16 protein-coding genes and 1 pseudogene are annotated in these 24,003 nt (G+C 73.1%); 6 read left to right on the forward strand and 11 right to left on the reverse strand.

Translation table 11 applies throughout. The annotated features are described in order from the left end of the window. Window positions 1-8: 8 nt before the first annotated feature. Together ABZ321_RS22670 and ABZ321_RS22675 are read right to left on the reverse strand one after the other, a co-directional pair. Window positions 9-2,357: an excinuclease ABC subunit UvrA gene (locus ABZ321_RS22670; protein WP_354894212.1), complete on the reverse strand. Its 2,349-nt coding sequence runs from the start codon at window positions 2,355-2,357 to the stop codon at window positions 9-11. A gap of 100 nt (window positions 2,358-2,457) precedes the next feature. Next, window positions 2,458-3,435, reverse strand: coding sequence for a PaaX family transcriptional regulator C-terminal domain-containing protein (locus ABZ321_RS22675; protein WP_354894215.1), 978 nt, complete (start codon window positions 3,433-3,435; stop codon window positions 2,458-2,460). 183 nt (window positions 3,436-3,618) lie between these two features. Between ABZ321_RS22675 and ABZ321_RS22680 the strand changes: the two genes are divergently transcribed. Continuing rightward, entirely contained in the window at window positions 3,619-4,959 is a 1,341-nt protein-coding gene (locus ABZ321_RS22680; protein ID WP_354894218.1) for a PHB depolymerase family esterase, read from the forward strand. Between the two features lie 195 nt (window positions 4,960-5,154). Here ABZ321_RS22680 and ABZ321_RS22685 read toward each other — a convergent pair whose 3' ends face one another. Further along, window positions 5,155-6,111, reverse strand: a complete 957-nt coding sequence (locus ABZ321_RS22685; protein WP_354894221.1) for a WYL domain-containing protein — start codon at window positions 6,109-6,111, stop codon at window positions 5,155-5,157. A gap of 59 nt (window positions 6,112-6,170) precedes the next feature. On the opposite strand from ABZ321_RS22685, the gene ABZ321_RS22690 reads away from it, so the two are divergent. The 4 genes and pseudogenes from ABZ321_RS22690 to ABZ321_RS22705 all read left to right on the forward strand — a co-directional run bounded on the left by ABZ321_RS22690 (window position 6,171) and on the right by ABZ321_RS22705 (window position 9,941). Then, on the forward strand, window positions 6,171-6,707 hold the full coding sequence (locus ABZ321_RS22690; protein WP_354894224.1) for a DUF664 domain-containing protein: 537 nt from the start codon (window positions 6,171-6,173) through the stop codon (window positions 6,705-6,707). A 97-nt stretch (window positions 6,708-6,804) separates the two neighbouring features. Next, window positions 6,805-7,205 (forward strand): annotated as a pseudogene (gene tnpA, locus ABZ321_RS22695) (IS200/IS605 family transposase). Beyond that, the gene (locus ABZ321_RS22700) at window positions 7,206-8,423 is read left to right on the forward strand and encodes a transposase (RefSeq protein ID WP_354894227.1); all 1,218 of its coding nucleotides are present in this window, start codon (window positions 7,206-7,208) and stop codon (window positions 8,421-8,423) included. Between the two features lie 132 nt (window positions 8,424-8,555). After that, a complete protein-coding gene (locus tag ABZ321_RS22705) occupies window positions 8,556-9,941 on the forward strand; it encodes a hypothetical protein (RefSeq protein ID WP_344499771.1) in 1,386 nt (461 codons plus the stop codon). A gap of 45 nt (window positions 9,942-9,986) precedes the next feature. On the opposite strand, the gene ABZ321_RS22710 is transcribed toward ABZ321_RS22705, so the two are convergent. The 4 genes from ABZ321_RS22710 to ABZ321_RS22725 all read right to left on the reverse strand — a co-directional run bounded on the left by ABZ321_RS22710 (window position 9,987) and on the right by ABZ321_RS22725 (window position 15,839). Beyond that, window positions 9,987-11,138, reverse strand: coding sequence for a hypothetical protein (locus ABZ321_RS22710; RefSeq protein WP_354894231.1), 1,152 nt, complete (start codon window positions 11,136-11,138; stop codon window positions 9,987-9,989). Then, window positions 11,135-11,635 (reverse strand): SigE family RNA polymerase sigma factor, encoded by a 501-nt coding sequence (locus tag ABZ321_RS22715; RefSeq protein WP_354894234.1) that lies wholly within the window; start codon window positions 11,633-11,635, stop codon window positions 11,135-11,137. The genes ABZ321_RS22710 and ABZ321_RS22715 overlap by 4 nt, the downstream gene beginning before the upstream one ends. Window positions 11,636-11,787: 152 nt before the next feature. Continuing rightward, window positions 11,788-13,227 (reverse strand): S8 family serine peptidase, encoded by a 1,440-nt coding sequence (locus tag ABZ321_RS22720; protein ID WP_344499776.1) that lies wholly within the window; start codon window positions 13,225-13,227, stop codon window positions 11,788-11,790. A 260-nt stretch (window positions 13,228-13,487) separates the two neighbouring features. Then, complete coding sequence (locus ABZ321_RS22725) at window positions 13,488-15,839, reverse strand: tetratricopeptide repeat protein (protein WP_354894237.1); 2,352 nt, start codon at window positions 15,837-15,839, stop codon at window positions 13,488-13,490. A gap of 165 nt (window positions 15,840-16,004) precedes the next feature. Here ABZ321_RS22725 and ABZ321_RS22730 point away from each other — a divergent pair, with 165 nt between their 5' ends. Further along, a complete protein-coding gene (locus ABZ321_RS22730; protein ID WP_354894240.1) occupies window positions 16,005-17,579 on the forward strand; it encodes a discoidin domain-containing protein in 1,575 nt (524 codons plus the stop codon). A gap of 55 nt (window positions 17,580-17,634) precedes the next feature. Here the strand turns inward: ABZ321_RS22730 and ABZ321_RS22735 are convergent, their stop codons facing one another. The 4 genes from ABZ321_RS22735 to ABZ321_RS22750 form a co-directional block, all read right to left on the reverse strand. Beyond that, on the reverse strand, window positions 17,635-18,324 hold the full coding sequence (locus ABZ321_RS22735; RefSeq protein WP_354894243.1) for a class I SAM-dependent methyltransferase: 690 nt from the start codon (window positions 18,322-18,324) through the stop codon (window positions 17,635-17,637). A gap of 287 nt (window positions 18,325-18,611) precedes the next feature. Further along, window positions 18,612-19,301 (reverse strand): hypothetical protein, encoded by a 690-nt coding sequence (locus tag ABZ321_RS22740; RefSeq protein WP_354894246.1) that lies wholly within the window; start codon window positions 19,299-19,301, stop codon window positions 18,612-18,614. Beyond that, on the reverse strand, window positions 19,298-22,054 hold the full coding sequence (locus tag ABZ321_RS22745; RefSeq protein WP_354894249.1) for an ATP-binding protein: 2,757 nt from the start codon (window positions 22,052-22,054) through the stop codon (window positions 19,298-19,300). The genes ABZ321_RS22740 and ABZ321_RS22745 overlap by 4 nt, the downstream gene beginning before the upstream one ends. Then, window positions 22,051-23,910 carry a hypothetical protein gene (locus ABZ321_RS22750; RefSeq protein ID WP_354894252.1) on the reverse strand — a complete coding sequence of 620 codons (1,860 nt, stop codon included), beginning with the start codon at window positions 23,908-23,910 and terminating at the stop codon, window positions 22,051-22,053. The genes ABZ321_RS22745 and ABZ321_RS22750 overlap by 4 nt, the downstream gene beginning before the upstream one ends. Between the last annotated feature and the right edge of the window lie 93 nt (window positions 23,911-24,003).

Here is a 24,003-nt window from a genome sequence, read left to right on the forward strand (position 1 = left end):
ACAAAAACTCAGGCGCCGACGTACTCCGCCAGATGCTGCCCGGTCAGCGTCGCACGTGACGCCACGAGCGCGGCGGGCGTCCCGGTGAACACGACCTGCCCGCCGTCGTGCCCCGCCCCCGGCCCGAGGTCGATGATCCAGTCGGCGTGCGCCATCACGGCCTGGTGGTGCTCGACCACGATCACCGACTTGCCCGCGTCCACGAGCCGGTCGAGCAGCCCCAGCAGGTGCGACACGTCCGCGAGGTGCAGGCCCGCGGTCGGCTCGTCCAGCACGTACACGCCGCCCTTGTCGCCCATGTGCGTGGCCAGCTTCAGCCGCTGCCGCTCGCCGCCGGACAGCGTCGTCAGCGGCTGCCCGATCGTCAGGTACCCGAGCCCCACGTCGACCAGCCGGCCGAGGATCACGTGCGCCGGCGGCGTGTGCGCGTCGGTCCCGGGGCCGAAGAACTCGAACGCGTCGGCGACCGACATCGTCAGGACCTCGCTGATGTCGCGGCCGCCCAGGTGGTAGTCGAGGACCGACGCGTCGAAACGCTTGCCCTCGCACACCTCGCAGACGGTGGCGACGCCGGCCATGACCACCAGGTCGGTGTAGATGACGCCGTTGCCGTTGCAGTTGGGGCAGGCGCCCTCCGAGTTGGCGCTGAACAGCGCGGGCTTCACGCCGTTGGCCTTCGCGAAGGCCTTGCGGATGGGTTCGAGGAGGCCGGTGTACGTCGCGGGATTGCTCCGCCGGGAGCCGCGGATCGGGCTCTGGTCGACGGACACGACGTCGCCGAACGCGGGAACGGAGCCGTGCACCAGTGAGCTCTTGCCGGAGCCGGCCACCCCGGTGACGACACAGAGCACGCCGAGCGGGATGTCGACGTCGACGTCGCGCAGGTTGTGCGCGTTCGCGCCGCGGACCTTGAGATACCCGGACGGCGACCGCACGTCGGGCTTCAGTGCGACACGGTCGTCGAGGTGCTTGCCGGTGAGCGTACCGCTGTTGCGAAGGCCCGGCAGGGTGCCCTCGTAGCAGATCGTGCCGCCCCCGGAGCCGGCGCCCGGACCGAGGTCGACGACGTGGTCCGCGATCGCGATCGCCTCCGGCTTGTGCTCCACGACCAGCACCGTGTTGCCCTTGTCGCGCAGCCGCAGCAGCAGGTCGTTCATCCGCTGGATGTCGTGCGGGTGCAGGCCGATCGTGGGCTCGTCGAACACGTACGTGACGTCGGTCAGCGGCGAGCCGAGGTGCCGGATCATCTTGACCCGCTGCGACTCGCCCCCGGACAGCGTGCCGGAGGGGCGGTCGAGGGAGAGGTACCCCAGCCCGATCTCGACGAAGGAATCCAGGGTGTGCCGCAAAGCCGCGAGCAGCGGCGCGACCGACGGCTGGGATGAAGACAACGAGCTGACCCACGACGCCAGGTCGCTGATCTGCATCGAGCACGCGTCGGCGATGTTCCTACCGTCGATCTTCGACGAGCGGGCCTCCTCGCTGAGCCGGGTGCCGCCGCACTCGGGGCAGACCCCGAACACGACCGCCCGCTCCACGAACGCCCGCACGTGCGGCTGCAGCGCGTCGACGTCCTTGGACAGCATCGACTTCTGGATCTTCGGGATCAGCCCCTCGTAGGTCAGGTTGATCCCGTCGACCTTGATCTTCGTCGGCTCCTTGTGCAGCAGGTCGTTGAGCTCCCGCTTCGTGTACTTGCGGATCGGCTTGTCCATGTCGAAGTAGCCGCAGCCGCTGAAGATCCGGCCGAACCAGCCGTCCATGCTGTAGCCGGGGATCGTCAGCGCGCCCTCGCTGAGGGACTTGCTGTCGTCGTACAACTGCGAAAGATCGATGTCGTTGACCTTGCCGCGGCCCTCGCAGCGGCTGCACATGCCGCCCGTGATGCTGAACGCGCGGCGCTCCTTGATCGTCTGGCCGCCCTTCTTGACCGTGACGGCGCCGGCACCGCTGATCGAGGCGACGTTGAACGAGAACGCCTGCGGCGAGCCGATGTGCGGCTGCCCGAGCCGGCTGAACAGGATGCGCAGCATCGCGTTGGCGTCGGTGGCCGTGCCGACGGTCGAGCGGGGGTCCGCGCCCATCCGCTGCTGGTCGACGATGATCGCGGTGGTCAGCCCCTCGAGCACGTCGACGTCGGGCCGGGCGAGCGTCGGCATGAACCCCTGCACGAACGTGCTGTAGGTCTCGTTGATCAGCCGCTGCGACTCCGCGGCGATCGTGCCGAAGACGAGCGAGCTCTTGCCCGAGCCGGACACGCCGGTGAAGACCGTCAGCTGGCGTTTCGGGATCTCGATGCTGACGTCCTTGAGGTTGTTCACCCGTGCGCCCCGCACCCGGATCAGCTCGTCGGCCATCACATCTCCCTCTGTCGTCGGCTCCCGTCCACGCTAATCCGATCTCGTCGGACCGACTTCTCGATTCCTGATCTGATTGCGCGCGGAGGCGCCGTGAGTTTCATGCGCCGCTGGCCTCAGCGATCCGGCCGACGCCGGCGAGGAGGTCCGCGACGGTGTGCGACCGCACGGCCGGCGGCGGCCCGTCGGCATACCGCCCGGCGACCACCCGCACGTGCTCCTCGGCGGTGCCGGCCAGCCCGTCGTACACGGCGGTGAACACCTCGAGGGCCGCCGCGCGCGGCCAGCGGGCCGGCAGGAGGGCCACTGGCAGCCGCGGGTCCAGCACGGCGAAGCGCCGGTAGGTGTCCATGACCTCGGTCCGGGCGCGCACCGCGTCGGCGCCGCCGACCCGCCGGGCGGTGACATCCGGCAGCAGCGGCCGCCACCGCCGCAGGAAGGACTCGTAGTGCGCCGCGATCGCCGCGACGTCCCAGGCCCGCAGCGGCTCACGGCCGGTCATGGCGCCGAGCTCGACGTGCCGGGCCCGGAACACGGTGACCGCGCCCGGCGCGACCCCGGCGACCTGCGCCGTGGAGGCCGGCGTCAGCGGGTGCGGCGAGATCCACAACCCGTCGTACAGCGGCGCGTACCCCAGCCACCGTAGCTGACCTCGCAGCGCCCGCCGGCGCGTGCGCTCCTGCTGCGGCAGGGAGAACGCGATCAGCGTCCACCACCCGTCCCAGGGCTCGGCGGCCGCCGCGGACCGCACGATCCAGCGCCCGCCCTCGGACAGGTGGGCGACGGCGGCCGGCGCGAGTCGGTACGAGCTGTGCCGCCCCTGCCGGCTGCCGTGCAGCACGCCGCGGCGGGCAAGCCGGCTGATCGCGGTGCGGGCGCCGGCCTCGCTGACCCCGGTCTCGGCGAGCAGCGCCGCGATGGCCGCCGACGGCAGCCAGGCGCCGGTGCGCATGGTGTAGTCCGCGAGCAGGGTCACCGCCAGGCCCTGCGGTGCGGGGCCGGACTGCCGTCGGGGCAGCCGGACCGCCGCGGCGTCCTCGTCCGGGAAGATCTCCTCGATGTCGAACGGGCTGGACACGCGACCTCCGGCGGTAGAGCGGGACCGGTCGACTGTAGCGAATCTCATCGATTGACACTTGTGATGACCGGAGGCACACTAAGTGCCGCGCATGGTTCGGGAGCCGCGCTGTCCTCGTCGATCCGATCGATCGATCTCACCCACGGGCCGTGACACGGGTCGCGGCATCGGAGGAGATGGCGCATGCACATCACCTGGAAGCTCCTGATCGCCCCCGCCGCGGCGGTCCTCGCCGCCGGCCTGAGCCTGGTCGCCCTGCGACCCGCCTACGCGGCGACCCTCACCGAGGTCACCAACTTCGGCGCGAACCCCGGCGGCATGCGGATGCACGTGTACGTGCCCGACACCCGCCCCGCCAACCCGGCGATCGTCGTGGCCATGCACGGCTGCGGCGGATCCGGGCCCGGCTTCTACGCAGGCAGCGAGTTCGCCTCGCTCGCCGACCGGCACGGCTACATCGTGATCTACCCGACCGCCACCCAGCAGGCCGGCTTCGGCAACTGCTTCGACACCTGGTCCGACACCGCCAAGCGGCGCGGCGCCGGCAGCGACCCGGTCTCGATCATCTCGATGGTGACCTACGTCCAGCGGCAGTACGGCGGCGACCCGAACCGGGTCTACGCCACCGGCAGCTCCTCCGGCGGCATGATGACCAACCACATGCTCGCCCTCTACCCGGACGTGTTCAAGGCCGGCGCGGCGTTCATGGGCGTGCCGTTCAACTGCTTCGCCGGCGCCGCGGACTACCCGCCCGGCAGCAGCCGCTGCACCGGCAACGGCGGGCTGGACCGTACCCCGCAGCAGTGGGGCGACGCCGTACGCCAGGCGTACCCCGGGTACGCCGGACCCCGCCCCCGCATGCAGCTGTGGCACGGCACCAACGACACCCTCGTGCCGTACCGGCTGCTGCAGGAGGAGATCGAGCAGTGGACCGACGTGTTCGGGCTGAGCCAGACCCCCACGTCGACGGACACGCCGCAGTCCGGATGGAACCGCCGCCGCTACGCCGACGCGTCCGGCACGGTCCAGGTCGAGGCGTACAGCATCCAGGGCGCCGGGCACAGCCTGCCCTCCGCCGGCATGGCCGCCTACGCCGTCGCGTTCTTCGGCCTCGCCACGCCCGGCGGCGGCCCCAGCGGCTCGCCGAGCGCCCCGGGATCGGCGAGCCCGTCGGTGCCGCCGGTGTCCAGCCCGCCGCCCGGCGGCACGGCCTGCCGGGTCGCCGACGTGGTCAACCCGTGGAACACCGGGCTGACCGAGAGCATCACGATCACCAACACCGCCGCCACCGCCGTCAACGGCTGGGCGCTGGCGTTCACGCTGCCCGCCGGGCAGACCGTCACGTCGGCCTGGAACGCCACGATCAGCCCCGGCAGCGGCCAGGTGACCGCCCGCAACGTCAGCTACAACGCCGTGCTCGCCCCCGGCGCGTCCACGACCATCGGCTTCCAGGCGACCCACACCGGCAACACCGCCCGCCCGGCCGCGTTCACCCTCAACGGCGCCGCCTGCACGCTCGCCTGACATCCCTGGAGGACCCACATGCAGCTCTCCCGTCGCCGGCCACGACCGCCGCCATGCTGGCCCAGTCGATGGACCGGGCCGTCGCGGCGGGCGCGTCGAGGCATTCGCGCCTGCCGCCGCCGGTCGACGGTCTGCTGTCCGCTCGCACCCGCGAGCGGACGGCGCCCAGGCGGGAGTGGTCCGACGGGCGGTCCGTCAACCCGGGGTAGGTCCGGCGGCGTCCAGCAGGCGGCGACCGATGGCGCGGGCCGTGTGGCGCAGCTCAGGGCCGCCCACGATCCGGAAGTCGCAGGGCAGGGCGGCGAGCTGCTCGGCGTACCACCATGGGTTGCCGGTGGAGCCGATCAGGCGGCACGACGCGTCGTCCAGGGGCTCGAGCCGCCCGAGCGCCGCCGGTACGCGACCCGACAGCTCGCCGAGCGGGCGGTGCAGGACCAGGTCGGCGGTGTACTCCCAGCCGACCGCGAGATGCTCCTCCAGCACCGCGACCGGGTCGAACGGCGCCGGCGGGTCGAAGCGGGTGTCGAGTAGCGCGACGTCCAGCATCCGGTCGATGCGGTACGCCCTGCGCGCGCCGGACGCGTGCGACCAGCAGATCAGGTACCACCTTCCGTGCCGGACGACGACCGACCACGGGTCGACCTCGCCGTCCCACTCGGTGCCGGACTCGTTGCGGTACGACACCCGCAACCGCCGGAAGCCGGCGCACGCCTGCACGAGCGTGGCCGTGATCTGCGGGTCGGGCCGGGCGGCGGCGCGGTCGGGGGCCGGTGCGGTCGCCCGCCGCACCGCGTCGGCCTGCGCGGCGACCTGCTCGGGCAGCGCCCGCACCAGCTTGCCGAGCGCGGCGCCGACCGGGCTCGCCGGGTCACCGGCGTCGTGGTGACCGTCGAGGACCGCCATGACCAGCGCGAGCGCCTCCGCGGCGGTGAACGTCAGCGGCGCCGGCCGCAGGCCACGACCCACCCGGTAGCCACCGTACGGTCCGCGGACCGACTCGATCGGGATCCCCGCGTCGCGGAGCACCGCGATGGACCGCCGCGCCGCCCGCTCCGACACGCCGAGCCTGGCCGCGAGCCGGTCGGCGGTGATGCCCGGGCTCGCCTGGACGAGCTCCAGCGCGAGCAGCGCCCGGGAGGCGGGACTTTCCACGGTCGCCCTTCCGCGAATCCGGACGCGAAACGTCCGGAACCGATCCTACCGTGATCGGCATGATGCTGAACGAGCCACCGCCGGACGCCGGCGAGGCGGAGATGCAGTTGTTCGCCCTCGAACGGTCCCGCGCGCAGTTCGCGTGGAAGGCCGGCGGGCTCGACGAGGCGGGGCTGCGGCGCGCCCAGCCGCCGTCCACCCTCACCCTCGCCGGGCTGCTGAAGCACCTGGCGCTGGTCGAGGAGCTGTACACGATCGACTTCACCGGCAGGGCGCCCGGACCGCCGCTCGACGCGCCCGCGGCGGCCACCGACCTCGACTGGGTGTGGCGCAGCGCGGCCGGGGACTCCGCCGAATACCTCTACGAGCTGTGGCGCGGCGCGGTCGAGCGCTCCCGGGCCGCCATGGCCGAGGCCCTCGCCGACGGCGGGCTCGACCAGCCCGCGAAGTACCGGGCGTTCGACGACGGCAGGCGGCCGAACCTCCGGCGGCTCGTGATGGACCTGCACGACGAGTACGCCCGCCACGTCGGCCACGCCGACCTGCTCCGTGAGGCCATCGACGGGCTCGTCGGCGAGGACCCGCCGCTTTCGTGATCGAAATGCGTAGCGCGCAGACTCCCGGCTTCAGCCGTGGGGTTAGCGCGTCAACTCTGCGCGGACAGTGGAAAGCGCGTTGCTGTGTATTGTTCGTGTGTCCGTCAGGCTGCGGTCGAACAGCAGCATCGTCTTTCAGTGCGCGTTTCATGTGGTGTGGTGCCCGAAGTACCGGCGACGCGTGCTCGGCGGCCGGATCGAGGAACGACTCGAGCAACTCATCCGCGGAGTCGTGGAGGAGAAGGGGGCATGGCTGGTGGCCTTGGAAGTCATGCCCGACCATGTCCACCTGCTGGTCAAGGTCGACCCGCAGTTCGGCGTCCATAAGCTGGTGAAGGCCGTCAAGGGGCCCGCACGTTGCGGGTACTGCGCGACGAGTTCCCGTCACTTCGTTCGCGGCTGCCGACGCTGTGGACGAACTCGTACTTCGTGGCGAGCACGGGCGGTGCCCCGTTGGCTGCGGTCCGGGCGTACGTCGGTCAGCGGAAGGACCGTTGAATGCTGACCGGCCGCCGCTATCTGCTGGCGTTCACCGACGAGCAGGCCGCCTACGCCGAGGCGGTCGGCGCGGTCTGCCGTGCGGTGTGGAACACCGCGCTGGAGCAGCGCCGCGTCTACCGTCGCCGCGGCGCATTCATCTCCTATGTGGAGCAGGCCCGGCAGATGGCCGAGGCGAAGAAGGACCCGGACTGCGGGTGGCTGGCCGACGCCCCGTCACACACGCTGCAGCAGACGCTGCGGGACCTGGACCGGGCGTGCAGGACCCACGGGACGTGGAAGGTGCGGTGGCGGTCCAAGACGCGGACCGCGCCGTCGTTCCGGTTCCCCGACCCGAAGCACATCGCGGTACGGCGGCTGAACCGGCGGTGGGGTGAGGTGCGGCTGCCGAAGTTCGGTCCGGTCCGGTTCCGCTGGACCCGGCCGCTCGGCGGCAGCATCCGCAACGCCACCGTGTCCCGGGACGGCGGGCGCTGGTACGTCTCATTCTGCGTCGAGGACGGCGTCGCCGAGGCCGCCGGGAACGGCAGGCCGCCCGTCGGCGTCGACCGGGGCGTGGCAGTTGCGGTCGCAACCTCCGACGGCGGCCTGCACGACCGGGCTTTCGCCACCCCGGGCGAGACGGCACGTCTCAAGCGGTTGCAGCAACGCCTGTCCCGATCGTTGCGCACCCATGGCCGTAACCGCCGCTCCAACCGACGCGACGCGGTGCGTGCCCAGTTCGGCCGGCTCAACTCCCGCATCCGGGCGCGGCGGGCCGACTTCGCTGCGCAGACCGCCGTGCGGCTGGTCCGTGAACACGGCCTGGTCGCCGTCGAAGACCTGCGCGTGACGACCATGACGGCCAGCGCGAGAGGCACCGCCGAGCAGCCCGGCCGTAACGTGCGGCAGAAGGCCGGGCTGAACCGGGCCATCCTCGGCAAGGGCTGGGGCGGGTTCCTGCTCACCCTGCAACACGCGGCCCGCTACCACGGCGCGACCGTCGTCAAGGTCAACCCCGCGTACACGTCGCAGACCTGCAACTCCTGCCGGCACATCGCCCGGGACAGCCGCGAGAGCCAAGCGGTCTTCCGGTGCGTCGCCTGCGGGCACCAGGACAACGCCGACGTGAACGCGGCAAAGAACATCCTGGCCGCCGGACTGGCGGTCACCGGGCGTGGAGACCTCGCCACCGGGCGGTCCGCGAAGCGCCAACCACCCGAACGGCGCTCGGCATGAACGCGCCTCAGCCACGGGAATCCCCCGGCTTCAGCCGTGGGGAGGAAGTCAACCTTTGGTCTTCGTGAAGAGTCGCTCATGCGCCGTCACATCGATTGCCGAAAAGGGTTTCGGCATCGAATATGGACGGACATGGAGCTCAGAGTAAGGCGCCGCCTGATTGTCGGTGTCGTCGCCGGTACGGTGGCCGCCGTCGCACTCGCCGTGACCCTCTACGTCACGACGGGGTCAGGCGGCGGCGCCGGCGGGGAGCGGCCGCAGGTCCAGGCGGCGGAGCAGGCGGGCCTGCCCGCCGACGGCGCCCAGGGGGCCGGGCTCACCAGCGCCGGCCCGTCGGCCTCGGTGTCCGCCTCGGCGCAGACCGCCGGCGCCTGCTCCCGCCCGGTCGGCGCCGCGCCGGTCGTGAAGGTCACCGACGTCGCCACCGGGGTCCGCGTCACCGGCTACGGCCGCGAGGGCGACACCGACCCGCTGCCGATGGCGATCGCGGCGGCGCCCGGCGGCGGGTCGTGGCTGGCGTGGCTCGGCACCGACGGTCGCGTGTATCTCGGCCGGCTCGGCTGCGACGACAAGCTCGTCGGCAGCCCGACCAGCTTCACCGGCATCGACCTGCAGGACGTCGCCGCCGACGCGAACGGCGGCGTGCTGCTGCTCACCCGCAAGGGCGACTGCGGCGGCGGCACCCTCTGCGGCGGCTCGTCGAGCCCGTGCAACACCATGCACATGATCCGGTTCGACAACTCCGGCAAGCAGGTGTGGGAGCGGCAGGTGACGAACCTGACCGGCGACCGCACCGGCTACGACGACGGCGCCAGGTTCATCTGGTGGTACCAGCACCACGGCCGGCTCGCGTACGACGGCACGAACTACGCGGCCTACTTCGGCGTCGCCATCACCGTCAAGAACGGTGCCTGCGTCGACATCCACGAGGGCGACCGCATGCAGGTCGTCGGGCCCTCCGGGGCCCTCGTGCCGGGCCGCGGGAGCTTCGAGGTCGGGTGCAGTCACAGCTGGACGACCCGCATCGCCTGGGACCCGCGGGTCTCCCGCTTCGCGATGGTCTGCGCCACCGACAACGCGTGCCGGATCGCGCAGCCCAATCCGTACCGGACCGTCGCCTCCGGCACCTGCGACGGCACGCTCTTCGGCGGTGACCTGGTCCTCGCCGCCTCGAAGGGCTACTGGACCGCGTGGAGCCAGGGCGGCAAGGCCCGCCTCGAACACTTCAGCACCGGCGCGTCCGACGCCACCGTCACCACTTCGGCGAAGACCGCCCATCCGCACCTGGTGGCCTACGGCTCCGGCCGGATGCTGCTGGCGTGGGAGTCCGGCTCGTCGATGACGGCGCAGGTGTACGACACGGGCGCCGGCCGCGCCGTCGGCGGCACGTTCACCGTCGAAGCGAAGGACCACGCGTACCAGGCGTTCAAGGCGTATCCGGACGGCAGCGTCGCCTACGCGGCGGCCGGCGCGAACGCGACCACGATCCGGATCGCCCGCGTGCAGCCGATGGCCTGACCTGATGGTGGGGCGCCCCCTCGCACAGGGGCGCCCCACCGGCTCTCAGCCGACCGGACGCTTCGGCCAGGTGTCGAGGTCGACCAGGTCGTCGCTGAACGTCGCACCCTCGGCGAGCGCGACCGCGTCCTGCTCGGTGACGTTCTCACCGTGCATACTGACGAACAGGTTGCGACCTCCGGTGTCGGGCACCGCCAGCTGATGACCTGGGCCGCTCGGGAACCACATCGCCGGCCGCCCGCGGACGATCCGGTTCGGCACGTACTTGTCGCCGTCGGCGTCCCAGTCGCGGATGTCGCCGTAGGCGAGGATCAGCGTGTCACCGCGCGGTCCCCGGAACTCCAGGGAACCCGCCTGCCACGACCGGCCGTCCGCACCCGCCGGCGCCATGACGGTCATGCAGTTCTCCCACTCGGTGCCGGCCGGCACGGCACCGACCCGGATCGGCACCGCGCACCGCTGCGACCGGTCGAGATGGATGCCGGTCGCGGCGGCGGCGACGACGGTGCCGGCGTCGTCGGCGTCCATCGTGACCTCGGCCCACACCCCGTCGGCCGGCTGCCACCACAGCACCCATGCCACCTTCGCCGCTTCCCACCCGCCGGGGTACGCCTGGATCTTCCCCGGCCGGCCCGCCACGGTGACCGTGACCGGTGCCGGACTGTTCGGCGGCAGGGTGCGGGTGGTCATCCCGCCGAACTGCGCCCGGTCCAGGGTCTGGCTGATCACCACCTTCGCGGTTTGGTCCGTGGTGGCATCCCGGGTGCCTGAACCGGTCCAGACGCTCACCCGTTCCCTGCCGGGTTCGGTCTCCCACAAGGCGCCTGTTCCACCGAACGAGGCCAGGTCGACGTCGAAGTGCAGCACCGCCCGATCGGTCCCGACCGTGTCCGGACGCTGCGCCGCACCCGGCACGTTCGCCGCCGGCAGGGCCGCGGCCCTCGGGGACGACCTGTTGGCCGAGACGTTCGGCGGCGCCCCGGTCTCCGGCGCCCGGCCTGCGGTCAGCTGCGGCTCGACGGTCACGGTCACGGCCACGGCGGCCACCACCCCTGCCGCGGCGACCGCGATCCGGCGCCGCCGGGCGGACCTGACCCGGGCCATGGTGCCGGCGCGCAGCGCCGCCACGTCGACGTCACCCTCGCCGCGCGGGCGCAGGGCGTCGGCGATCGAGTCCACGAGCTCGGCGTGCTTCATCCGGTCCTCCCCGTCAGTACCGGCTCCGTCACACCGAGCCGGAGGCGCAGCGCCTGCAGCGCACGGGCCGCGTGCGTGCGCACCGTGGCCTGGCTGCAGCGCATGATGTCGGCGATCGTGGCGTCGTCGAGGTCCTCGTAGTAGCGCAGGACCAGCACGGTGCGCTGCCGCTCGGACAGCCGGCGGATCTGCCGCCACATCGCGTCGCGCTCGACCGTCTCGGTCCCGTGGTCCCCGGCGGCCGGCCCGTCCACCGGCTCGCCGACCGCGGGCTCCCGGTTGCTGCGCCGCCGCCACCACGAGTGCGCCGCGTTGGCGATGACCCGCCGCACGTACACGTCGGGCTGGTCGGTGCGCAGGATCCGGTTCCACCGCGGGTACGCCTTCGCGAGGGCCTCCTGCACGAGGTCCTCGGCGCGGTGCGGGTCACCGGTCAGGACCCGGGCGAACCGGATCAGACTGGGCCCGCGCGCCGCGATGTACTCCTCGAATGTCACGCTGGGAAACCTCCTTCGCGGGTCCAGACGCAACACCGCTCTCCGCCTGTTGACACGCGTTCTGTCGCCGATGCGACGCTGTGCCATGCGGGGGCAAAAACGCGGCAGCCGTCACCGGGACGGTGACGGCTGCCGGACGGGGCAGGGTGGAGCTACCGCACGACGTTGTAGGCGTTGATCTCGCCGGCGCCGTAGAACCCGTTACGGTTCCCGCCGGAGCAGGTGGCCTCGTAGCCGACCAGCTTCGGGACCGGGTTGTAGACGCCGCTCGGGCACGGCAGGCTGACGGCGGTGCGCTCCATGAACGAGGCGAGCGCGCCGGGCGTGAGGTTCGGGTGGGCGGACAGCGCGAGCGCCGCGACGCCCGCGGCGTGCGGGCCGGCCATCGAGGTGCCCTGCTTGTAGCCCCAGCCGTTGGTCTTCGTCACCGTGTTGAAGGTCGTCGACAGCACCCCGTCGGTGATCGTCGACGGGCTGCCGCCGGTGCGGAAGCGCGTGTCGCCGCCGGGCGCGGTCACGTCGACGACGCCCTGGCCGTAGGAGGAGTAGTAGCTCTTCTGCTTGGTCGGGCCGACCGCGGAGACGGTGAGCACGCCCGGAGCCTCGGCGGGCAGGTCGACGCACGCGCCGGTGATGGTGCGGTCCTCGACCGGGAAGCTGCCGTCGTTCGGGCTGCCGCTGTCGACGAACTTGTGCTGCAGGTCGACGTTGGAGTTACCGGCCGACGCGACGTTGAGCACGCCCTTGCTCTGCGAGTACCGCAGCGCGCGCTGGACGGCGGTCCAGACCGGCCGCTGCCGCGCGTCGTTGCGGCAGTTGAACTCCCACGGGTCGATGAAGTAGCTGTTGTTGGTGACCCGCATGCCGTGCTCGGCGGCCCAGATGAACCCGCACACGGCGGCCTCCGGGTAGATGAACCCGTCGTCGTTGACGACCTTCACGGAGGCGACCTTCACGCCGGGCGCGACACCCGCCACGCCGACGCCGTTGATGGCCGCGGCGATGGTGCCGGCGACGTGCGTGCCGTGGTCCGACGTGGTCGGGTTCCAGGCGGCCTCGGTCGTGTCGACGACGCCGCCGATGCAGGACGCGCTCTTGTCCTTGGCGATCTGCGTGACCAGGTCCGGGTGCGTGCTCGAGATGCCGCTGTCGAGCACACCGACGACGACGTCAGGGCTGCCGGTGGTGACCTTGTGCGCCTGCGGGACGTCGATCTGCGTCATGTCCCACTGCTGGCCCCACAGCGGCTCGCCCGTCGGGTCGCCGGTCGCCTGCACGGTCGCGGAGTCGACGACGGCCACCGTCTCGTCGTCGTCCAGCGCGGTGGCGAGCCCGCCGGTGGACGCGACCGCGTCGACACCGGCCCCGGCGACCGCCGACTGGAACGCCGGGTTGGTCGTGCGGGCCACGAGCACGCCGATCTGGTCGTAGCGCGCCACGACCGTGCCGCCGGCCGCGGCGACCCGGCTCACCGCCTTGGCGGTCGACTGCCCCTGCGGCGCCAGCACCAGGAACGTGCTCTCCGGCCCGACCGCCCACGCCGGTGCCGAGGTGGTGGCCACAGCCCCGGCCCCGGCAACCAGCGCCGACACGACTGCCAGCGTAGTTCGACGAGAATGTCTCACCGTGTTCCCTCCGTCAGGAATGTCCGGTTGACCGTGCGGCGCGGTAGCGCCGCACGCCGGAAAGAGCGCCACACCGGCCACTCGCGTTACACCACCCACTCGCGTCGCACCGCCCCGGAAGCCGGCGGCGCCGGAAACGCCTGGTGAACGTTGCCGGACGCTTCGCGCCGGGGCCACATCGAGGAACGTCACCCGGCGACAAGCCACCCGGCACGCGGGAACGCCCGTCACGCCAGGCGGTCGGCGCCGTCCACGCGGAGCCGGAGGTCGGCGGCGGCGGGGTGGTGCAGGTCGTCGAGGATGTCCAGGGCGCGCCGCCAGGCGTGCACGGCGAGGCCGGCGGCGCCCGCGGCGCAGTGGCAGTCGCCGAGGTGGACCAGGGTGTCGGCCTCGTAGTAGCGGTTGCCGGCGTCGCGGTAGAGCTCGATGGCCCGCTCGTAGGAGGCGACGGCCTCGGCGTGGCGGCCGACCTTGTGGTAGGCGAAGCCGAGGCTGTCCAATGTGGACGGCATCTCGCCGCCCAGGTGGCGCTGGAGGTCCAGGGCCCGACGGCAGCAGTCGAGGGCGTGGTCGTAGTCGCCGAGCAGCGCGTGATACCAGCCGACGATGCCGAGCGACAGGGCGTAGCCGGACTCGTGGTCGGCGACCCGGAACAGCTCGAGGGCCCGCAGCGAGTGGGCCAGCGCGCCGCGGTGGTCGGCGTCGCGTTCCAGGGTCAGCGACAGGTTGATGCGGCAGCCGGCCTCCACGGCGGGTTCGTCGATCGCCTGGCACAGCTCGATGGCGTGGTCGAGGCGGGTGCGCGCCTCGTCGTCGCGGCCCAGCCGGATGCAGGCCCGGGCGGCGTAGCGGCCGGCGTGGACCTGCCCGACCAGGTCGGCCGAGCGTTCCGCCGCGTCGAGGGCGGCGCGCTGCACGGCGGCGAAGTCGTGCCAGTAGCCGCTCCAGTCGAGGAAATCGCTCAGGGCCCACGCCAGCTGCCAGGCGTGGGTGTCGAATCCCGCGGTGGCGGCCTGGGTCACCGCGTTGATCAGCACCCGGTGTTCGCGGCCGAGCCAGCGGTGCGCGGCCTCCCGGTCGGGCAGCCGCTCCGGGGTGGTGTCCGCGCGGCGCTCGGTCACGGCGATCCGGTCCCGCGCCGGGTACATCAGCACCGCCGCGGCGTACGCCGTGTGCAGGTAGTGATCCAGCATCCGCTCGACCGCGGCGCCCCGGTCGCGGTCGGTGTCCAGCCGCTGCGCCTGCTCCACGGCGAACGTCCGCAGCAGGTCATGCATGGTGTACCGGCCGGGAACGTGCTCGATGATCAGGTGCGCGTGCGCCAGCTCGGCCAGGGCGGGGCGCACCCCGGCAAGGGAGAGGCCGGTGAGGCTGGCGGCGGCGGGCGCGGTGAGGTCGGGGCCGCAGTGGCCGCCGAGGCGCCGGAACGTCGTCGCGGCCGCCGCGGTGAGATGCTCGTAGGAGCAGGTGAACGCGGCCCGGGCGTCGGCCGCGGCGTCCGAGCCGGTGAAGGGGTCGAGGCTGCCCCGTGCCCGGTGCAGCTCCTCGGCGACGGCGGCGAGCGGAAACGCGGGGCGGGCGCTCGCGCGGGCGGCGACCACGGTCAGGGCGAGCGGGAGCCGCGCGCAGCCGTCGATGATCTCGTCGGCGACGCCGGGCTCCGCGGCCACCCGCTGCGCGCCGAGCCGGTGCGCGAGCAGGTCGCGGGCCTCGTCGAGCGGCATCAGGTCGAGGATCACCCGGTGGGCGCCCTCGACGGCGATGAGGCCGGTCAGCTGGGTGCGGCTGGTCACCAGCGTGAAGCAGCCGGGCGCGCCGGGCAGCAGCGGCCGGACCTGCTCGGCGTCGCGGGCGTTGTCCAGCACGAGGAGCACCCGCCGGTCGGCGAGGATGCTGCGGCACAGGTTGGCCTGCGCGGTGGTGCTGCCCGGTCGCGCGTCGACGGCGACGCCGAGCGCGTCGAGGATGTCGCATACCGCTTCCGCCGGGTCGGCCGGTGGCCGGTCGGGGTCGAAGCCGCGAAGGTTGACGAAGAGCTGGCCGTCGGGAAACCGCGCCGCGACCAGGTGGGCCCAGTGCACGGCGAGGGTGGTCTTGCCGACTCCGGCGGTGCCCGACACCACGGCGATGCGTCCCGTCGCACCGCCGTCGTCCTCGTCGTCGCCGCGGGCGAGCCGGTGCAGCTCGGCGAGGTGCGTGGTCCGTCCGGCCAGGCGGAAGCTCACCGCCGGCAGCTGGCGGGGCACGGGCCGGACCGGGGCCGGCGGGCGGGGGCGGCGGCGCGTCTCGTGCACCCGGTCACGCGCGGTGGCCAGCACGCCCCGCTCGCCGGGGGCCGCGCCGAGGAGCTCGACGAGCACGTCGAACCGGTCCGTCGGCGGCAGGATGTCACCGCCGAAGTAGCCGGCGAGCAGGCCGATCGACCATCCGGTGCGGGCCGCCAGCTGGCGGTAGGTGAGCTCGGGTTCCCCGCGCCGGCGGGCGTCGCGTCGGCGCAGCTGACGCAGGAGCTGGGCCAGTTGCTGGGTACTGGTGACATCGTTGGCACGCAGTCCCGCGTCGGTCAGATCGTCGCCCATGTCGCCGACCCCCCATGATCACTCACTGTCGCAGAGCGGTCACAGTCTAGGGATCGACGTTCGCCTTTGGCCAGGGTTGTTCAGGCGTGTTCAGGATCCGCGCCGCGCCGCCGGATGCGGCGGCATCATCGCTTCCGCCCTGACAACCACCCCGAGGGGAACCCCATGAACAAACCCCGGATCTCACGCATGTGGCGGCGGGCGGTGACGGTGCTCCTGGGCGGAGTGCTCGTCATCCCCGCCGTCGCCATGCCGGCCCCGGCGGCCCAGGCCGCGGTGATCCCGAGCGTGGACCAGCAGATCGAGAGCCAGCTGCGCAACATGCTGAACGAGACGCTCCTGGCGTCGGCCAACAGCCAGCTGCGCGCGCTGACCCGCAACGTCGTCAGCCGGCAGTTCGACGGTGACACCAACGCGCTGCTGTCGACCGTCATCGCCGAGGCCGAGGCGGGCGGCATCGTGGACACCAGCGCGTCGTGGTGGCAGTCCTTCAAGAGCAAGACCCTCAACTTCGTCGTCAACGGATACCGCTACGACCCGCAGATCTACATCCCGAACTTCGGCGAGGGCGCCCTCCCCACCTCCGTCGTCGACGTGGCGGTCGCGCCGGCCAGCGACGCCACGACGTCGGTGCAGGGCTACTACGTGGACCTCAACGGCGTCATCCGGCCCACCCCGTACATGATCGACGAGACGCGGGTCGCCTCCTACGAGGTGTGGGTGCTCGGGGTCAACGAGAAGATCAACTACGGCGGCCCCGTGCCGGTCGCGCCGTTGCAGGCGCAGGCGCAGCCGGCCGGGCCGCAGGCCACCCAGGCGGCCGGTGCCGGTCTCGCCGCCGCGTGCAACCCGACCGGGCTGCGCAACAACCAGGGCTCCGAGTACCTGCAGCGCTGGCGGGTGCCGGACCGGAGCTCGTTCGGCTCGCTGTTCGAGGGCAAGCGGGAGATGAAGCTGGTCGTGATCGGCTCGATCGGCGGCATCATCAAGACCTACTTCTTCCCCAAGGTCAGGAAGCGGGACATCGACAGCTGGCAGAACTCCGACGTGTTCATCACCACGTGGGACCGCGCGGTGTGGGGCAACGCCATCGCCTACCAGTGGTTCGAGCTCGACGGCGGCGGCACCACCAGCACGGCGGTCAGCGTCCCCGTCCAGGGCGGCGGCACGATCACCAGCACCGTGTCGGGCCAGGAGCGCGACGACAACGGCGGCGGCGCCGCGGTCGTGTTCAGCGAGTCGACGTTCCAGGAGTACGACACCGGCCTGATCAGGTTCAACATGTGCAGCACCGGCGGCGACGGCGGCACCGGCATCGAGAACCTCGCCTGCGGCGCGATCGCGTCGGCGTCCAGCACCTTCTCCGGGTACTCCCCGTCGAGGGCCACGGACTGCAACCCCGACACCCGCCTCGGCCCCGCGTACAGCTGGGCCAACAACAGCGGCACGTACCCGCCGAACAACCCGGAGTGGCTCCAGGCCGACTTCGGCGTGAACAAGACCTTCTCCAGGGTCGTGGTCAAGACCAGCGCCGGCTACCCGATCCGCGACTACGACATCCAGGTCTGGAACGGCATCTCGTTCCTGACGGTCGCGTCGGTGCGCGGCAACACGGCGCTGAGCATCACGTCGACCTTCCCGTCGCGGACGGCCCGGCTGATCCGCATCTCCGGCCGTAGCGGACCGACCCATCAGCTCAACTACGTCCGCGTGAACGAGCTCGAGGTGTACGCGGTGTAACTCGACGAGAGGCACGGGGCGGGCGGCGACGGCCCGCCCGCCCCGGTTGGACCGGTCAGAACGGGTGGAACTCGGTGAAGGGCGGCTCGACCAGCGCGTCGGGCAGCCGGAGAGCGCGGCAGCGGGGCACCGCCTCGGCAGCGGGGTCGTCGGCGATGTGCCGCAGGGTGCCGGCGGCGAAGGCGCCGGGTATCGCCGTCCAGCCCAGGTGCCGCTCGTAGTAGCGGACCGCGGTGCGCACCGACGGCGTCCAGTCGTCGTCCATGACGACCAACCCGCCCGGCCGGACGATCTTGCGCAGGAAGTAGAGGTCCACGAAGACCTCGTGGAAGCGGTGGCTGCCGTCCACGAACGCCGCGTCGGCGGTGAACCCCTCGGAGACGAGCTCCGGCAGCGCGGCGGAGGACGGCGAGCGCATGAGCGTGGCGATGGAGTCCAGGCCCGCGGCGCGCAGCAGGTCCCAGCCGACATCGGAATACGCCTGGTCCTGGAAGGGGTCGACGATGACGTGCCGGGGGTGCGGCGGGTCGACCGTGACCAGCGCCTCGCCGACCGCGAGGGCGGAGCTGGCGTAGGCGAGCCCGACCTCGACGACCGTCCCGGCACCGTCGGCGATCAGCAGGTCGCAGTCCCGCTCCGGCAGCGTGACCGTCTGGAAGTCCAGCTCGTGGTCCCGCGTCCACGGCGGACCGTCCTGCGCGAGGCGGCGGCGCACCTCGCGGACCCGTGCCCCGCGCTCACTCATCTGTATCTCGCCCCCGATCGACCAGCACCGTAACACGGTCTGGTGTCGGGTTTCGGGCGCTGCCGCGGGGGTTGCGGCGCGTAGCGTACGCGGCATGCAGGCCCGCACTCGTCGCGTCGATCCAGGGCGTCCTGGACCCCGGACACCGCGTCTCGGCGGTTCGGACAGGTCGAGGAACTGCTCGCGCTGAGCGCCCACGACGCCGGGCTGGAGGCCGCCGCCGTGCACCTCCCGCCCCGCACCTACGAGTCGTACGTCCGCGACACCGCCGCCGACTGGAGCGCCGGTCAGCGACCTGTGGCGGACTGAGCCTTGTCGACCATCTGCTGAGGAGACTCCTGACCGGGCAGCGACGCCCCGCCGCTGCCCTTGGTCATGGCGACGCTGCTCGCGAGGTCACTCACGCCCGCGCTGCCCTTGGAGTAGTGCTGGACGTCGTGCTCGTCGGCGCCGAGATTCCTGGCGACGTTGCCCACATACGCCGCGGCCGCGGAGTGGGCGGCGTCGTCCAGTGTCTTGAGGGTGTCCGCGTGGGTGGCGCCGATGGCGGGCATTTTCTCGAGCTCGGCCTGCTGGGCGAGGGCCTTGGCGATCTGGGCCTCCTGCTCCATCCAGGTCGCGACGTCCTTGTCGTGCTGGGTGGGCACGCTCGCGACCGCGCCGTGGTCCTGCACCCCCGTGGAGTACCCGGCCGGCTTCTCACCGTCGGCCGGGTGCGTGACGCCGGTCTGGCCGCCGTCACCGATCGGGGAGCCCGTGGCGGCGGTGTCGGCGGTGGTGTCGTCGCCGGACGGCTCGCGGGGGCTGGTCACGTAGTAGTGGAAGTCATGGTCGTGGTCGGCGGCGGTGCTCGCCGTGGTCTGGGCCGGTGCGTCGCTGTGCTGGTCGCCGCGCGAGTCGGCACCGCTCGACGACGACATCGAGGTGGACATCGAGCTGGACACGGAGTCGTTGGACATGGAACCGGTGTCGCTCACGAGGTGCTCCTTCGCTGGGCCGGGTTCAGCAGGTGGATGGTGGGCCAGGTGCAGCCGTCGAACTGGGTCAGGGCGGTGCCGACCCGCTCGGGCCAGTCCCCGGCGTCCGGTACACCGCCGACCGTCAGCTCCACAGTGGACGGTCGCCGGGCGCCGAACGTCACCAGGTCGCGCCGTGGCCGGTCGCGGTGCTCCTCGGCGAGCCAGCCGGTCACCGCCGCCAGCTGCTCGGCTCGGGTCGTGCCGGGGATGATCCGGTGGAGCTCGCGCTGCCACCGTGCCGTCCGCGGGTCCGGTCCGTCCGGCCCGCTCAGGGTGAGCGCGTGCCGCACCCGCTCCCACCGGTACGGCCGCGCGAGGAACGTCAGGGCGGCGTCCCCGCACCGGTGCCCTCCCGGCGCCCGCAGGGCCGCGCACACGTGGGTGGCGAGGGCGTCCGGGCTCACCGACGGCTGCAGCACGGACGACCGGACGGCGACCGCGTCGTCGACGGCGTGGGAGATCGCGCAGTCCAGGACCCGTGCGCCAACCTCCCGGCCAGCGAGGGCCTCGCGGAGGTCGGGCCGCGGCACCGGCGTCGGGTGGCCGGCGAGGTGCGCCAGGACCGCCAGCTCCGCCCACAGCGCCAGCCACGGCTCGGCGGCGAGCAGCTGCTGCGCGGTCCGCATGTGCCGCAGCGTGCACGCCGACCGCAGGCAGGCGGCGCCGCACGTGGCGCTGCGCCGGCCGATGACGGCACCGATGCCGGCGGCCGACCTGTTCGCGTCTTCAGCGTCGGTACCGCCGGGCACCCGCACCAGGAGCGCGTGGTCTGCGCCGTCGGGGAACACCGCCGCCTCGCCGGGCGCGAGGGTCAGCAGATGCCGCGACTGCTCCTCGTCGAGGTTCATGGCGGCGCCGACGAGGTCCCGGTCGTCGGCGGCGGCGAGCCGGTGCACGACCTTGACCGCCGTGTTCTTGACGACGTCGGGGACGAGCTTGCCGGGGATCTGCTCGACCACGACGATGCCTTCGCCGTACGCGCGGACCTCGGCCAGCAGCGCCGCGAACAGCTCGACCGCGTGCGCGGCCGGCCCGGGCGTGTCCGCGCCGGGGCGGCGCAGCAGCCGGTGCGCCTCCTCCACCACCGTCAGGTGCCGCAGGCCGCGGCCGGCCGGCGCGACCCGCAGGTGCTCGACGAGCCGCATGACGACCGCGCCCATCAGGAACGCCTTGTCGGTGTCGTCGCCGACGTCCTCCAGCTCCAGCACGACGTCGTGGGACAGGAGCCGCCCGACGTCGATCGGGTGGCCGCCGTCGAAGAACCTGCCGACGCTGCCGAGGCGGAGGCTGGCCAGGCGGACGGCGATGAACCCGCGCACGTTGTCGGAGATCTCCCGCCCGTAGCCGACGTCGCGGACCACGGCCTCGGCGACGCGCTGCAGGTCGCCGAGGGTGGGGTAGCGCGGTCGCTGCCCGGGGTGCGCGGGCGCGCCGAGGGTCAGGTCCCAGCCGAGCTCCTCGTAGCAGCGGTGCAGGGCGGCGGCGAGCACCTGCGGGAACGGCTCGTGCGCCGCGAACGCCGCCAGGAACAGTGCCCGCAGCAGCTCCACGTGGGTCTGCAGCGGGAAGCCGGGCGCCGGTTCGAGCGGGTTGAGACCGGCCGGCGGCGCGTCGGGGTCGTTCGGGCGGATGACGACGGCGCCGCCGAGCCGGGCGTACTCCGCCTTCGCCGGCTCCAGGACCAGCCACGGCAGCCCCCGCCGGGTCGCCTGCCGGAGCAGGTGCCGCACGGTGTGCGACTTGCCGGCGCCGGTCGTGCCGCAGACGAGCGTGTGCCGGTTGAGCGCGCCGAACGGCAGCCACAGCTCGTCGCACGGGTGCCTCGCGCGGTCCAGGACGGCGCCGAGCCGCACGCCCTCACCGGGCGGCTGCTCCGGGGTCACGTCGAACGTGTGCGGGGTGACCAGGCGCAGTCCCGGAAGCTCCCGCCGGGGCGGGCGGAGCAGCGCGGTGAGCAGCGGCGCACCGGCGGTGAACCAGCCGCCGGCGGCCAGCGCGTCCCGCAGCGGCCGCGCCTGGTCGCCGGGGATCAACCGGTACGGCAGGCCGTCGAGCTGCGCGGCCGCGCACAGCATCGCGGCGGTGACGGCCGCCTGCCGCGGGACGGCCCCGGCGACGAGCACCTTGACCCGCCAGGCGCCGCCGAGCTGGGCGCGGGTCAGCTCGCGGTGCCTGGCCTGCTTGCGCTCCAGGGTGCGGCGGCCGGCCTCGCTCAGCTGCGGCCGGTCGAGGACCACGATGTCGGTGACGAGGCCGTCCAGCTCGGGCTCGACGGCGGCGGCGGTCAGCGGCCCGGCGACGACGAGGAACGCGAACGGTTCGCTCAGGTGGCCGACGAAGCTGTCGAACGCGCCGCGCCCCTCCTCGCCGCCCCACAGCGGGTCGAACCGGCCCTCGCACACCACCCAGTGCGGGAACGCGTCCAGCAGCGCGGTGGCCGCGCCCGCGTCGAACGGCTCGGCGACGGCGCCGGGCGGGAACAGCACCCCGCCGTCCACCGCGGGCGGGAACAGCGGGCGGCCGGCCAGCAGGAGCCGCAGCCGGCGGTCCGCCGGTGGGCGCGTCCAGACCGCCATGACCGCGGCGTCCGGGTGGCCCGCGAGGGCGGCGTGGGAGCCGTCGACCGCGGCCCGGAACTCCTCGTCGCCAGCCCGTCCGGGGACCTCCAGCAGGCGGTGGAACCGGAACCCTCGCAGCGCGTCCCCGGTCACCCGTCCTCGCCCCGCAGCGCCACCCGGTCCAGCAGGCAGATGCCGGGGTTGCCGTCGGCCAGCTCGACCCGGCGGCCGCGCGCCGTGTTGTCGACGAGGACGAACGAGGTCTCCGGCAGGCTCCTCAGCTGCTGCGGGTCGACCAGGAACTCGTACACCCGCGACGACACCGAGGCGGAGCTCACCTGCTGCGTCGAGGACCAGCTGCGCACCCCGGACCACGTGTGCCCGCGCGACTCCGCGAGGCCGGTGGTGGCGCCGCGTACGCGGACGGCGCCGGGCAGGGCGTTGGAGGCGCGGTCGGTCGCGCCGGTGAACGTGTCGCCGCCGCCGTCGGTGAACGCCCGGCCCACCTCCCGGGTCACCTGGCTGACCACGAACCGGTGCTCGCGGCCGATGAACGCGGCGGCCACCTCGGCGTCACGGTGGTTGAACAGCTTCATGACGCAGACCGCGCCGCCGGTGCCGACGGTCCGCTCGATGTCGCCCTGCGGCTGGTCGATCATCAGGATCAGCCTGATCCCGGCGGCGCGGGCGTTGTCCGACAGCATCTCCAGGGTCGCCGCGCCGAGCCGGTCCGCGCCCGCCACGACGAACACGTCCGCGAACCGCCGGCCGCGGTGCATCGTGGCCTGCGCGAGGTGGGCGAGCATCCGGTCGACGAGGTCCTTGCGGTCGTCCCGGCCGCCTGCCGTCGCCACCACCGACAGCGCCGCGTCCGCCCACAGCGGCCGGCTGCCCACCCGGACGGTCTCGCCGTCGCTGAGCACGGCCAGCTGCCCGGCGACGAACCGCAGCTGCCTTACCGACCAGTCGTCGTCGCCGACCTCGCCGACGCGCTCGGCCAGCTGCCGCAGCTCGGCGGGGGTCAGTACCGGAGCGGCCGTGGCCCTGCGCAGCACCTGCACCCCGGCGGCCAGCCGCGCGAGGGTGACCGGCCCGTCGAGGGTGCGCAGGACCTGCCGGAGCAGATCCCTGGTGAGGGCCCGCTCGTGCCGCAGGTCGCCGGTCTCGTCGCGCCCGGTCAGGGTGTACGTCACGACGTCGAGCAGCGCCTCCTCGCCGACGCCGGCGAACAGGTCGACGCCCGCCCCGGGCAGGTCGACCCGGTGCGTGGCCCGCCCCCGGGCCCGCGCGACCGCTTCGAGCCCGCCGCCGACGTCCCGCCCCGTGAGGTCCAGCAGCGCGATCCGCTCCCCGCCGGCCAGCACCGACGTGCCGAGCGTAACGAGCAGGCTCGCCCAGCCGTGCCGGCGCGGGTCGCCGCCGATCACGTCCGTACGGGCCGGCGGCACCTCCGGCAGCACGGGGATCCACTCCGGTCCGTCCCTGCGCGCGTGCACCCGCTCGTCCCGCCGGCGGATCGCGTCGTTCCACTCGGCGGCGGCCGTCTCGTACCGCTGCCGCTCCAGCCTCCTCGCCCGGCGGAACGGCGCCTCGAACTCCCGCTGGTTACGCAGCGCCACGTAGTACGCGCCCATCCGGGGCAGCACCTTGAACGCCAGCACGAGCAGGCCGATCCCCGCGAACAGCCGCACGGCCGGGTAGGCGTCCCCCTCGAACCCCTGCTCGGCCAGCCACTGCCGCATCCGCGGCAGCAGGACGCCGGCCGCGACGAGGCCGCCGACCACGGCCAGGACCTGCCCCATCAGCGCCCAGAACGCGACCGACACCGCCCGTCGCAGCTCGCTGGTGTCCGGCCGCGGCGGCTCCACCCACTCCGGCCGCTCCGACGGCACGAGCCCGTCGTGCCGCTCGCCCGCCACGACGTCGACGCTCCGCCATCCCCATCGCCCCGGCGTCACGAAGAGCCGCTCACCCAGCTCCGCCGCCCACGGCACCGCCTCGTCACCCATGCCGCGAGTCTCCGGCCGCCGCCCGACCCCCAGAAGAGGAAAATTCCCTATCTCCGGCCGCTCGCACGGGCGATGGGATTCGCGGGGGTCTGG

Origin of the sequence: Dactylosporangium sp. NPDC006015 (assembly GCF_040614215.1) — a bacterium.
Taxonomy (GTDB): domain Bacteria; phylum Actinomycetota; class Actinomycetes; order Mycobacteriales; family Micromonosporaceae; genus Dactylosporangium; species Dactylosporangium maewongense.